The sequence below is a fragment of the Pseudoalteromonas sp. J2K-J979 genome (assembly GCF_058169715.2).
Genome location: NZ_CM200281.1, coordinates 2680136 through 2693291, shown reverse-complemented (window position 1 = coordinate 2693291; position 13156 = coordinate 2680136). Strand labels below are relative to the sequence as shown.

Sequence of the window (13156 nt, the reverse complement as noted above, 5' to 3'; positions counted from 1 at the left end):
AATCAAGGGATTGAATTAGATGAATGTAACTCATCGTATATTGCCTGTCATTTTATCGGCTCTTTTATTAAACGGCTGTGGTGGTTCTTCGGATAAACCGACACCACCGACGACGCCAATACTGCCGGTAGTTAAAAGCTTTGCTATAAAAGGCTATGCCGTAAAAGGGCCACTGCAAAACGCTACTGTAAATATTTATGCGTTAGATGACACCAAAGCCGACTTTAAAGGGCGCTTAATTACCTCGGGTAGTACTAATGAGCTGGCTGCCTTTACAGATATAAAAGTCAGTGAGCCTCTCAGTGACTTTTACCTGATTGAAGTTTTAAGTAATGACAAAACAATCGATATTACTACCGGACGACAACCAGTTTTACCTCAGCTTTATTCAATCTTAAGTGCAGAGCAACTGACCGCAAATACAGCCATTAATGCCACGCCACTCACTACCATAATAAGCCAAGTGGCTAATCAATATACGTTAAAAGGTAATAGTGTTAATGATGCACTATTAAAAGCAATTGAGCAGGTACAAACTAAACTTAATTTTGGTTTAGCAACTACATATAACCCATTAACTGATGCACCTTTATTAGGTGCTTCATCTGATTTTGCAGCTTTACTTAGTCATCGTGTGCAAAATGAAGCATTTGCAGCCTTACTTGAATTTATTAGTGTTAGCCTAGGGGTTGGCGTAAGTGAAAGTTTACAGTTAGTAGCTGCCGAGTATTCTGGGCAGTTATCTCAATTTGATGGCCCGTTAGTTTCGCGTTATCAAACTGCTATCGAGCAAGCCCCCATCCCACATTTAGTTGTCACTCATTCTGACAAGGATGGGGATCCTATGACTCAAGACCCCTTTAGTCTGAATGAAATCAAATCATTGTTGGTACAAGAACAGATACTGCTAAGCTCTGGACTTGATACATCAGCATTGAGTGACTTGGCTAATAATTTCACTCCTAAAACGTTAGGTCTGGATACCGATACGGATGGTTTTCCAAATCAAATTGATTTAGATGACGATAACGATGGTGTTTTTGATGAAAATGATTTATTTCCACTAGACCCAACCGAAACCATTGATACCGACAATGATGGCATTGGTAATAATGCCGATACCGACGACGATAACGATGGCGTTCCCGATTCTAACGACGCCTTTCCATTGGATGCTACTGAATCTGTTGATACTGATTTAGATGGTATTGGTAATAATGCCGATACCGACGACGACAACGATGGCGTTCCTGATTCTAACGATGCCTTTCCATTGGATGCCACAGAATCTGTTGATACTGATTTAGATGGCATTGGTAATAATGCCGATACCGACGACGATAACGACGGTGTGCTTGATGCCGATGATGCCTTTCCTCTTGATGCAAGCGAATCAAAAGACAGTGATAATGATGGGGTTGGCGATAATGCCGATGCGTTTCCAAATGACGGCACCGAAACACTCGATACCGATAAGGATGGCATTGGTAATAATGCCGATACTGACGATGATAATGACGGTGTACCAGACGATGAAGACGACTTACCGTTAGATCCAACTGAAACCGTAGATACTGATAAAGATGGTATCGGTAATAATGCCGATACAGATGATGATAACGATGGCACAGCTGATACAGCCGATAGTTATCCTCGTGATAATAATTGTTATTTAAATACAGATGGCGAAGCGGGTCGCTGTTACTTAACTTGGCTCGGTGATAGCCCGAGTTCTATTATTCAAGCGCGCGACAATGAATATTTTTATAATCTCAATTATAGAACAGATGATCCTGTTACTAGTTTTAGTCGGATATTACTGCAAAACAAAATCAATCAGCATTTTAGTGTGATTCATCAATCAGAATATGTACTTGCTAATTTGGTCTATCATGCAGGGCACAATAAGGTCTACTTTACTGAAAAAACTGCAGACTTAGCACAAATGATTTACTCCGTCGACGCGAGCTATCAAGTGCTTCCTTTTCATGAAGTCTTTTTTGAGGATATTTACAATCCAGATTACAAAGCCCCACCATATATTGAAAGCTTAGTGAGTTCTGGACCTCTTTTAGTTGTAAATAAATTGATAGTTCCAAATTATAGCAAGAGTTATGACTATCAGCAGTATCGAAATGCAGATCATTATTATCCTATGGGAGGGTATACATTACTGTCAAAAGAGGCCCAAATCGTGGCTAAGAGTAATGATGGTAAAAAAGCCGATCCCTACCCAAGTTACGAGCGCTTTATGCCTTCTCCTAGTGATTCACAATCTGTTTACTCCGTTACAAGTAAAAGCCTCCATCGAGTACATCGAGAAAACTCTGCGATTAACCGGTACATTGTATTTGTTGATAACGATGATGTTCAGATAAAATCAGCACTGAGTATTAATGAAAATTTTTATGAGTATGGGTTTCTTGGTGGGTGTATCCCCCCGTTTCCAATTCAAATTTCTGACGATGGCAAAGAATTAACAAATTTAATTGACGGGAAGATATTTTCTGCAGGGACATTAGTGCAACAAGGTCGATATAAGCATAAGTTTACTGATAACATATTAGGCAGCAGAATTATTTCGAGTGACTCAAATACAACTATAGTAGCTAATTATGGCAATTGTGGTGAAGCAGATATACATAAAATTGATAAGCAAGGCCGTGTCATCGCCAAGAAAAACTTTGGATATGATTATATTTCATTAGCTTCAGCTAAAGGTGACACGGTTTCTGTTGTATATCGTTCTAAAGGTCGATACTTTTTTGAAGAGTTTGAATTTACTTCAGATAGTGATTTAGATGGCATACTCAATGAAGAAGATGCATTCCCGTTAGATGCTGCGGCATCAGTTGATACTGACCAAGACGGTTACCCTGATTTTTGGAATGCAGATAAAAGCCAAGCTGATTCAACTACATGGTTAGAGCTTGATGAGTTTCCAACTGAATATGTGTGTTGGAGTAGCGAGCAAGCTACAAATGGGCAATGTGACTACGCAAAAAGTGCTTATGGTGCTCCTAACGATATTGTCAGTGCTGGCGATAGAATCTATTTGCTTTACTCTAAAGTGATATTGGTATGGTCACTGGCCGAGCAGCGCTTTTTAACACCAATCTATTTTAAAAGTGATGCACCGTTTTCATTCAAGGTGGCACATATTGCCTATTCCGATACATTACAGCGGTTATACCTCGCCTCTGAGTGGGGTGAAATAAACTATATTGATGTCTCTAAGCCAGAAGCTCAGTTGCTTGCATTTTATCAGTTTAATGCGCCAATAAACGCAATGAAAATGCTCAATAATACTTTGGCTGTTGAAACCACTGCATTGCAATTACTTAATGCAGATGCAGTATTAATCAACCCCCAAATTAAACCTCGTATTTCTTTAAGCTTAAGCACTTGGTCAGCTAAAAACCACACTTTATATCTTGATGCTAAACACTTTATTATCATAGAGCCACAAAGCGGCGCGATTATCGAGGATAAAAGCATTGGTTTTAAAAAACCATACGACAGCCCTTACTTGCCAGGGCTTTATACCGCTTTTAATTATTTAGTGAATTCAAACGCTGAAAAATTCTCATTAACTTCGGGTCAGGCGCTAGGTAAGCTGTCGGAAGAGTTTAAACGAAAGCTAAAACAGAGTATTTCAATCAGTAATCGTTTATTTGCCGTTGAGGTGGAGGATTATGCAGCTCGCTTAGTGAGTTGGGATGAATTAACGGAGACGTTTATTGTCCAAAGCGCTTGGAAGAAAAAAACTACATTAGTGCCTTACTTAAATAGTTTGGTTATTGTCAGTTACAATGGCCAAACTAATACCCTCGATTTTGACTATCAGTTTAGTACCGATGCCGATAACGATGGGCTGCCTGCTTGGTGGGAGTTGCAATATCAATTAAATGATAGTGATGCTAGTGATGCTTTGCAAGATAATGACAATGATGGTTTAAATAACTTGGCTGAGTTTAAACAAGGGACTCACCCCGCATTAGCTGATACTGATAGTGATGGCTTGAATGATGGTATTGAGCTGCAATATGCGGCATCCCCTCTGTTAGCCGATACCGATTATGATGGTTTAACCGACGAACAAGAAGTCAATCAATACCAAACTCAAGCTAATTCGTCCGACTCTGATAATGATGGTTTGTCGGATTTTGCCGAAGTTACTCTTCATTTTAGTAACCCAAATAATGCAGATAGTGATGGTGATGGCATGAGCGATGGTTATGAAATTACCCATCAGCTTAATGTTAATGCCAATGATGCTGATCAGGACTTAGATGCAGATGGCCTATCAAATCAAGAAGAAGCGACACTTGGGACTTCACCTCGATTAGCTGATACTGATGGCGATGGGCTATCGGATTACGATGAAATTAAAACCTATCTGACATCGGCCGTTTTATTTGATACAGACGGTGATCGTTTAGGCGATTGGTGGGAGCGTAATAACCAATTTAACCCACTCGATAGTCAAGATGGTCATGCAGATTCGGATGCAGATGGCTTTTCTAATGCGCAGGAGTTTTATTTAAATACTGATTTGTTTAATGCCACCGATGTGCCGCAGCAATTACCTTGGGCTATGTATGGTGCTAATGCCAATAAAACTAACTTTACCTTGCAGTATATTGATACCACAAAAGTTAGGCCGCTATGGCAGCAGTCATTTTTCAGGGACTCTAGAACTGATATCCAACAATTGCTAGTTCAAGATAACAACGTATATGCAATGGTTCATGATTACAATCGCTCGCGGTATGATAATTCATTTGGATCTTTATATGTGCTTGATGCTGTTACTGGAAATGAATTAAGGTCAAAAAAAGAATCCTATCGTTTGACCTTGCCAATTTTACATAATGATAAGTTATTTTATACAAATGATAGTTATTCGTATGGTCCATGGGGACCCATACCTCCCAGTAGAGTCTTCAACATAGAAGACTTAAGTGGCGTTAGAGAATTTTCTCATAATACAGGTTCTTATATTTCCAAATCACCTAATGAGTCCACGGTTATTGCTTATAAAAATCAAGTGCGTATTACCGAATATTCTTGGGAAGTTGTTTATAATACAGATACTCAAGCATTAACTGGTGAGTCAGATGATATTGATAAATCTTTGGAAAGTAAGTTGCAGGTTGTCGCAAACGATACAGTTGTAGTCTCAGAAAAAAATACAATTAAAGGCTACCATTATTTAACTCATGAGTTGCTATTTGATGTTGCACTTAACGATCCAATAAAGTTAGTAACGCATAGCCGTGATCAGGCTTTAATTATTCAAACCGATAAACAATTGTTACGTTTTAATTTAAATACTCTATCTACTGGTTGGGTGATTAATGATTTTAAAGTTTCAGACTTCAACCCGCCTCGGTCGTTAAGCCATGCTATGGGGTATATTTATGCTTATAAAGATGATTTTTTAGTCCAAATTGATGAATTAAACGGTCAAGTGATGTGGCAGGTTGATGTTTCTGCTAATTATTCAAATATTGTGGTGGGGCTTAATAAAGTGATTGTTGCGAGTAGAACAGAAACCTTTATTATTGATATCAACGATCAGTCCGTTGTCACTTTACCAAGCGGTGGCAATTTATTAGCACTTGACAACGGTGTATTATTTATTGCCAAAGGAAGTTCATTGACTGCTTACGCTGTTAATGATCTTTAGCGAATAAATAGCAAAAAAGCCGTGTATTAATTGTTATTAATACACGGCTTTTTTAGACCCTGTAACACATTTTATACCCGTCGTCTTTTAAGATGCTCGGTTGTTGGCCGCGCGCCTTCACCTCAATCTCATGCATCGATGACTCATGAAAGTCATGCGCTTGCTGCCTACGTGAACCTTGAAGTCCATTGTATAGCTAATAAAAAGAGTGTTATAGGCTTGCTTGATATTGTTCTAAAACTTGTTCTATCCAAGTGGCGATACGTTCATCGCTGAGCTCGTATTGACTATCTTCGTCTAGCGCTAAGCCAACAAAGTGGTTGCCATCGGGTGTGAGGGCTTTGGAATTTTCAAATTCGTAATCGCTGCTATTGGGCCAATAACCAATGAACTTCACACCTTGTGGGGCGATTTGGTCATGTAACATGCCTAAGGCATCTTGAAACCATTGGCCGTAACCTTGTTGGTCGCCCATGCCAAATAAGGCGATGGTTTTACCGGCTAAATTAACCTCGTTAATATCATCCCACTTTGACTCCCAATCTTCTTGTAACTCACCAAAATCCCAGGTTGAAATGCCAAAAATAACAAAGTCGTACTGCTCAGCGTTTTTTAATGCAGTGTCTTTAATATTGTGTAACTCTAGGATGTCATCGCCTAGGATGTCGCGTATTTTTTCGGCGGCCATTTCGGTGTAACAAGTTGTTGAACCGTAAAACAAACCAATTTTCATGGTATTTATCACTTCTTTTGGGGTTGTTATGATATGGGGCGCAGTCTACCGTATGCAGCAGTGAATTGGTATTGAGTTAAGTGGGAACTGAAACATTGAGTGAAGAAAAAGCGCCATTTACGGATCCTGATGGCTTATTAGAGCAATTTTTGGATGCAATTTGGTTAGAACAAGGGGTCAGTGAAAATACGCTGGCTGCTTATCGAACGGATATCACTAAATTTGCTGAATTTATTTTGCCTCGGGGCTTGTTGTTGGTTGAACAGCAAGATATTCAAGCTTATTTAGCTTATCGGCTCGATAACGGCTTTAAACCACGCAGTACCGCGCGAACCGTCAGTGCGCTTAAACGGTTTTACCAGTACTTTATTCGAGAAAAGCAACTGAGCTTTAACCCGATGACTCATATTGGGCAACCTAAAGCAGGGCAAAGCTTGCCTAAAACCTTGTCTGAAGAAGAGGTGGGGCGGTTACTCGATGCACCAGACTTGGACGACCCTATAGGCTTACGCGATAAAGCCATGCTGGAATTGCTTTATGCTACTGGTTTGCGAGTTAGTGAGCTGGTGGGGCTAAGAATAGAGCAAATAAATTTGCGCCAAGCGGTTGTATTTGTTAAAGGTAAAGGGAACAAAGAGCGTTTAGTACCTATGGGAGAAGAAGCGCAAGATTGGATTGAGCGTTTTATCAAACAAGGGCGGCCGCAGCTCATCAAGCATGCGACGGATTTTGTCTTTCCATCTAAGCGTGGGATAGGTATGACGCGGCAAACATTTTGGCATCGGATTAAACATTATGCGATTATTGCAGAGGTGAAATCGGATTTATCGCCACACACTTTACGTCATGCATTTGCCACGCACTTGATTAACCATGGTGCAGATTTACGGGTTGTACAGATGATGCTTGGGCACAGCGATCTTTCGACCACGCAAATCTATACCCATGTGGCTAAAGAAAGGTTAAAATCGCTCCATCAAGCGCATCATCCGCGTGCATAATGGAATTATTTGGGCCAAATCACGGTCTTATTGAGAAGAATTACTTTAAAGAGATTGATATGAAAAAATTATTAGTGGCTTTGGCTTTTGCATCATTTGGTTCGATGGCTGCGCCGACGGTTGTAAGCAGTGATACAGTGGTTGAAGTCAACCCGATTGTTGAAAAATTTCAAGCTTTAGGTTTAACGGTCAAAGACATCAAACCGAGCCCAATTCCAGGTTTAAAAGAATTGATCACCGACAAAGGTGTGATGTATGCCAATGAAACGGGTCAGTTTTTAATTCAAGGCACGTTGATTGATTTAGATAACCGAATCAATTTAACCGAACAGGCCCTTAGTGGCGTCCGTAAAGACGGTGTCGCAGAATACACAGATTCGATGATTGTGTATAAAGCCCCAGAAGAAAAGCATCAAATTACAGTATTTACCGATATTACCTGTGGCTATTGCCGTAAATTACACCGCGAAATTGAAGATTACTTAGATGCGGGTATCACTGTGCGTTATTTAGCGTTTCCTCGTGGTGGTATGCGTAGCGAAGGATATAACGATTTAATGAACGTGTGGTGTGCGAGCGATAAATTAAAAGCCATGACTGACGCCAAAGCAGGCGAGAAAGTGGCCAAAGTTGACAACTGCAGTGCCCCAGTCGGTGAGCATTACCAATTAGGCCAGAGCTTTGGCATCAATGGTACGCCTGCCATTATCTTAGAAGATGGGACGCTTATTCCTGGTTACCAACCTGCTGCAGCACTAAAAGCACAGCTTGAGTCTGTTCAATAAGTTTTGTTTATTTATTAAAAAGGCCGAAAGGCCTTTTTTTGTCACTTTTTTCTCGGTAAAAGATATTCAATGCAAAAACAATTAATCACTCGCCCTCGTGTGGATGATAGCTACTTAAGTGCGGCTATTCACCCTGTAATCAGGCAAATATATGCAGCCAGAGGGGTGAAAAATGACCACGAACTCACTCACAATGCGGCCGCTTTACTGAGTTTTAAATTACTCAAAGGGATTGACCAGGCCAGTAGCATTCTGATTGACGCCTTAAAAAAGCAAAGCAAAATTCTGATAGTAGGTGATTTTGATGCCGATGGCGCAACCAGTACCGCGACTTTAATGTCGGGCTTAAAAATGTTTGGTTTTCAGTATGTTGATTATTTAGTGCCGAATCGCTTTGAGCTTGGTTATGGTTTAAGCCCACAGTTAGCTGAACAAGTCGTGGCCTTGGGTGCGGATTTGTTGATTACGGTTGATAACGGTATTTCGTGTGTGGCCGGCGTGGATATAGTTAAACAAGCTGGCATGCAGGTGATTGTTACCGACCATCATTTACCTGGTGAGCAACTGCCTAATGCCGATGCGATCGTCAATCCTAATCAGCGAGGCTGTGAGTTTCCATCTAAATCTTTAGCCGGAGTCGGGGTGGCGTTTTATTTGCTGGTGGCGCTGCGTCATTATTTGCGCGAACAGCAATGGTTTTCGCAATTAGGGCAAGCAGAGCCAAATATTGCACAGCTGCTTGATTTAGTAGCACTTGGCACGGTCGCCGATGTGGTATCTTTAGATGCCAATAATCGCATTTTAGTACATCAAGGATTAGCAAGAATACGCAGTGGTAACACTCGCCCAGGTATTGTTGCGCTGATCGATGTCGCAAAGCGCCAAGCCAGTCGTTTATCGGCTTCTGATTTTGGCTTCTCATTAGCGCCAAGGCTAAATGCGGCTGGCCGCCTTGATGATATGAGTTTGGGGATTGCATGTTTGCTTAGCCCCGAGATTAATCATGCGCGACGTATTGCAGGCGAACTTGATAGTTTGAATCAAGAGCGCAGAGAAATAGAACAAAGCATGCAGGTTGAAGCGCAAGTCACGTTAGATAAATTGCTAAAAACGCAATCCGAAGTACCCGATGCCGTGTGTTTGTATCAAGATGATTGGCACCAAGGCGTGATTGGTATTTTAGCGGGGCGCCTAAAAGAAAAGTACCATCGACCGACGATTATTTTTGCACTGGGTGACAATGATGAACTTAAAGGTTCGTGTCGGTCAATCGAAGGCTTACATATGCGTGATTTACTCGAGGCAATTAGCACGGCGCATCCTGGACTTATTTTGAAATTTGGTGGTCATGCGATGGCAGCAGGCTTGTCGATTCGTGCCAATGACTTTGCGCGGTTTAAGCGGCTCTATACTGACGCAGTGACTGCGACCTTAAGCGAGGAACATAAAAAAAGCATTATTTTAACGGATGGAGAGTTGCCAAGTGAGTGCTACAGCCTTGATTTTGCTCAGCTGATTAAAAATTCAGGGCCGTGGGGGCAATCATTCCCTGAACCGGTATTTGCCGATCAGTTTGCGGTGGTACAACAGCGCCTTGTGGGTGAAAAGCATTTAAAATTGGTTTTAAAACATCGCTGTGGTTTATTGCTCGATGCGATTGCGTTTAATGTCGATTTGCAGCGTTGGCCTAATTCGGCGGTGCAACAAATTGAAGCCGCCTTTGTGCTTGATATCAATGAATTTAGAGGGAAATTCAGTTTACAGCTGCTCGTGAGAGAGCTAAAAGGTATAGCTTAGTTGACTGATTTTTAGCAAGTTCATTTTGAATGGCGGGCTGCCTTGCTAGGAGCGTTGAGGCATCTAGGTGTCAGCCTGATGCTTTTGGTTCTAATTTATTCTTAAAATATTCGTATTAAGTCCTCACGTTCAATGAAAATATTTGCTAAAATTCGCCGATTTAATTCTATCTGTGACTTTTAGCATTTTCAGCTATGTTCACTGTGTTTGAGTATTTTTGGAGTAAATATACATGTTTGAAGTGAATCCTGTGATTAATCAAATCAAGGACATCCGCGAACGTACCGAACTTCTTCGGGGGTATCTTTGACTACCCTACAAAAAAAGAGCGATTAGAAGAAGTTAACGGTGAATTGGAAGATTCAGCCGTATGGAATGAACCTGAGCGCGCCCAAGCCTTAGGTCGTGAAAAAGTGGCACTTGAAACCGTAGTTGAAACAATCGATGATTTAATTGCTGGCGCTGATGATGCTGAAGGGTTAGTTGAGTTAGCGGTTGAAGCTGAAGATCAAGAAACCTTTGACGAAGCGCAAAGCGAAACGGCGCAATTAGTCGAAAAACTGGCAACGTTAGAATTCCGACGTATGTTTTCGGGGGATTTTGACCAAAATGATGCGTATTTAGACTTACAGTCGGGCTCGGGCGGAACAGAAGCCCAAGACTGGTGTAACATGTTACTTCGCATGTATTTACGTTGGGGTGAAGCTAAAGGCTTTAAAGTTGAATTAGTAGAAGCCACCGATGGCGATGTTGCAGGCATTAAAGGGGCGACAGTCCGTTTTATTGGTGAGTATGCTTATGGCTGGCTGCGGACAGAGACCGGGGTTCACCGCCTTGTACGTAAAAGCCCGTTTGACTCAAGTGGCCGTCGTCACACTTCGTTTGCCTCTGCGTTTGTTTACCCAGAAATTGACGATAATATAGAGATTGATATTAATCCGGCTGATTTACGTATCGATGTTTATCGTGCATCGGGTGCTGGTGGTCAGCACGTTAATACCACAGAATCTGCTGTGCGTATTACTCACGTACCGACTAATACAGTTGTGCAATGTCAAAATGAACGTTCACAACACAAAAATAAAGCTCAAGCTATGAAGCAGTTAAAAGCGAAATTGTTTGAACTTGAATTGCAGCAACAAAATGCAGAAAAGCAAAGTCAAGAGGACGCGAAATCTGATATCGGTTGGGGCAGCCAAATTCGCTCTTATGTGTTAGATGATTCACGCATTAAAGATTTACGAACGGGCATTGAAAACCGTAATACGCAGGCCGTACTTGATGGCGACCTTGATAAATTTATTGAAGCCAGCCTTAAATCTGGCCTTTAACCACCAAGCTAAAAAAGAGCTAAAAAATGACTGATCAAATCCAAGATGAAAATAAGTTAATTGCTGAGCGTCGTGGCAAGTTAGATGCTATTCGCGTGAACTGCCCGGCAAACGGTCATCCAAATACCTTCCGTCGTGAACATTACACGGCTGATCTGCAAGCTGAGTTTGGTGATAAATCGAAAGAAGAACTAGTAGAACTGAACTACGTAGCATCAATTGCTGGTCGTATTTTGGCTAAACGTGGACCGTTTTTTGTTGTTCAAGATATGAAAGGTCGCGTACAAGCTTACGCATCAAAAGAAGCGCAAAAAGCACTTAAAGAACAGTACGGTCAACTCGATATTGGTGACATCATTGGCGTTAAAGGTCCGTTAAATAAGTCGGGCAAAGGCGATTTGTATGTTGATATGGTTGAGTATCAGTTACTCACTAAATCATTACGTCCATTGCCAGAAAAATTCCATGGCTTATCCGATCAAGAAACGAAATACCGTCAACGTTATGTTGATTTAATCACTAATGAAGCAACTCGTGAAACGTTCCGTATTCGCTCAAAAGTGGTTGAAGGAATTCGCCGTTTCTTGGCAGACCGCGACTTTATGGAAGTCGAAACGCCGATGCTACAAGTGATCCCTGGTGGTGCTTCTGCACGTCCATTTGTTACTCACCACAATGCACTTGATATCGACATGTATCTGCGTATTGCACCGGAACTTTATTTAAAACGTTTAGTCGTCGGTGGTTTTGACCGTGTGTTTGAAATTAACCGTAACTTCCGTAATGAAGGCTTGTCTACTCGTCATAACCCAGAATTCACGATGATCGAGTTCTACCAAGCGTATGCGGATTACATCGATTTAATGAATATCACTGAAGACATGCTACGTACAGTCGCAACTGAAGTACTCGGTAGCCCTGTTGTGGTGAATACAACCAAAGATGACAACGGTGAGGTGATTGACTCAGTTGAATATGACTTTGGTCAACCATTTACGCGTTTAAGCATGGCTGATGCGATTTTAAAATATAACCCTGACTTTGATGCCAAAGTTTTTAATGATCCAGAGAATCATTTTGAAGAGCTAAAAGCGTATGCGAAGCAAGTTCATGTTAAAATTCCTGAGAAATGTGTCTGGGGTCCAGGTAAATTCTTATGCGAAATCTTTGAAGAAACTGCAGAGCATATGTTGATCCAACCGACGTTTATTACGGGTTACCCGTGGGAAGTGTCGCCTCTTGCTCGTCGCAACGATGACAACCCATTTGTAACCGATCGCTTCGAGTTCTTCGTAGGTGGTCGCGAGCTGGCAAATGGTTTCTCAGAGCTGAATGATGCACAAGATCAAGCAGAACGTTTTACACGTCAGGTTGAAGAGAAAGACGCCGGTGATGATGAAGCAATGCACTACGACGAAGATTATATTCGTGCGTTAGAATATGGTTTACCGCCAACAGCGGGTGAGGGCATTGGTATTGACCGTTTAGTGATGCTCTTTACTGATTCATCAACCATCAAAGATGTGATCTTGTTCCCGCATATGCGCCCACAAGCAGACTAATCACTTTGATTTAAGTAAAAAACGCCGCTTATATAAGCGGCGTTTTTTTATGTTTCTTATGCGCTTTTAGACAGAACTTGAGTCATGTTTATGTAAGTTGCCGGAACTTTTTCCATGAACTGGCTATTAAAATCTGGGAAATCCATACATCGGCCCTTAAAATTTGCTCATTTATCACCTTTATTGACCGTTTAACACTTTGTCTGCGGGATTGTGATTTTAGTCGCTATTCTTGGCTTCACTAAACAAGCCAAA

7 protein-coding genes are annotated in these 13156 nt (G+C 41.3%); 6 read left to right on the top strand and 1 reads right to left on the bottom strand.

The features are described from left to right. Nucleotides 1-19 precede the first annotated feature (19 nt). Nucleotides 20-5692, top strand: coding sequence for a hypothetical protein (locus tag AC3KVK_RS12450; RefSeq protein ID WP_490311496.1), 5673 nt, complete (start codon nucleotides 20-22; stop codon nucleotides 5690-5692). A gap of 211 nt (nucleotides 5693-5903) precedes the next feature. Here AC3KVK_RS12450 and fldB read toward each other — a convergent pair whose 3' ends face one another. Continuing rightward, the gene (gene fldB, locus AC3KVK_RS12445; protein ID WP_490311495.1) at nucleotides 5904-6425 is read right to left on the bottom strand and encodes a flavodoxin FldB; all 522 of its coding nucleotides are present in this window, start codon (nucleotides 6423-6425) and stop codon (nucleotides 5904-5906) included. Nucleotides 6426-6520: 95 nt separating this feature from the next. On the opposite strand from fldB, the gene xerD reads away from it, so the two are divergent. The 5 genes from xerD to lysS all read left to right on the top strand — a co-directional run bounded on the left by xerD (nucleotide 6521) and on the right by lysS (nucleotide 12901). Continuing rightward, nucleotides 6521-7426, top strand: a complete 906-nt coding sequence (gene xerD, locus AC3KVK_RS12440) for a site-specific tyrosine recombinase XerD (RefSeq protein WP_518526913.1) — start codon at nucleotides 6521-6523, stop codon at nucleotides 7424-7426. Between the two features lie 59 nt (nucleotides 7427-7485). Further along, the gene (gene dsbC / locus AC3KVK_RS12435) at nucleotides 7486-8211 is read left to right on the top strand and encodes a bifunctional protein-disulfide isomerase/oxidoreductase DsbC (protein ID WP_490311493.1); all 726 of its coding nucleotides are present in this window, start codon (nucleotides 7486-7488) and stop codon (nucleotides 8209-8211) included. Nucleotides 8212-8280: 69 nt separating this feature from the next. Further along, nucleotides 8281-10008 (top strand): single-stranded-DNA-specific exonuclease RecJ, encoded by a 1728-nt coding sequence (gene recJ / locus AC3KVK_RS12430; protein WP_490311492.1) that lies wholly within the window; start codon nucleotides 8281-8283, stop codon nucleotides 10006-10008. 232 nt (nucleotides 10009-10240) lie between these two features. Then, nucleotides 10241-11339 (top strand): peptide chain release factor 2 gene (gene prfB, locus AC3KVK_RS12425; RefSeq protein WP_140372819.1). Its coding sequence is split into 2 segments (ribosomal slippage): nucleotides 10241-10315 and nucleotides 10317-11339, totalling 1098 coding nucleotides; the frame shifts between segments, so codons are not numbered across the junction. Between the two features lie 26 nt (nucleotides 11340-11365). Beyond that, nucleotides 11366-12901 (top strand): lysine--tRNA ligase, encoded by a 1536-nt coding sequence (gene lysS, locus AC3KVK_RS12420; protein ID WP_490311491.1) that lies wholly within the window; start codon nucleotides 11366-11368, stop codon nucleotides 12899-12901. The last annotated feature ends 255 nt before the right edge of the window (nucleotides 12902-13156 follow it).

What these genes read in the sequence shown, in the direction of transcription:
- fldB (WP_490311495.1), bottom strand. Translation starts at nt 6,425, where the DNA reads ATGAAAATTGGTTTGTTTTACGGTTCAACAACTTGTTACACCGAAATG.
- recJ (WP_490311492.1), top strand. Translation starts at nt 8,281, where the DNA reads ATGCAAAAACAATTAATCACTCGCCCTCGTGTGGATGATAGCTACTTA.
- dsbC (WP_490311493.1), top strand. Translation starts at nt 7,486, where the DNA reads ATGAAAAAATTATTAGTGGCTTTGGCTTTTGCATCATTTGGTTCGATG.
- AC3KVK_RS12450 (WP_490311496.1), top strand. Translation starts at nt 20, where the DNA reads ATGAATGTAACTCATCGTATATTGCCTGTCATTTTATCGGCTCTTTTA.
- lysS (WP_490311491.1), top strand. Translation starts at nt 11,366, where the DNA reads ATGACTGATCAAATCCAAGATGAAAATAAGTTAATTGCTGAGCGTCGT.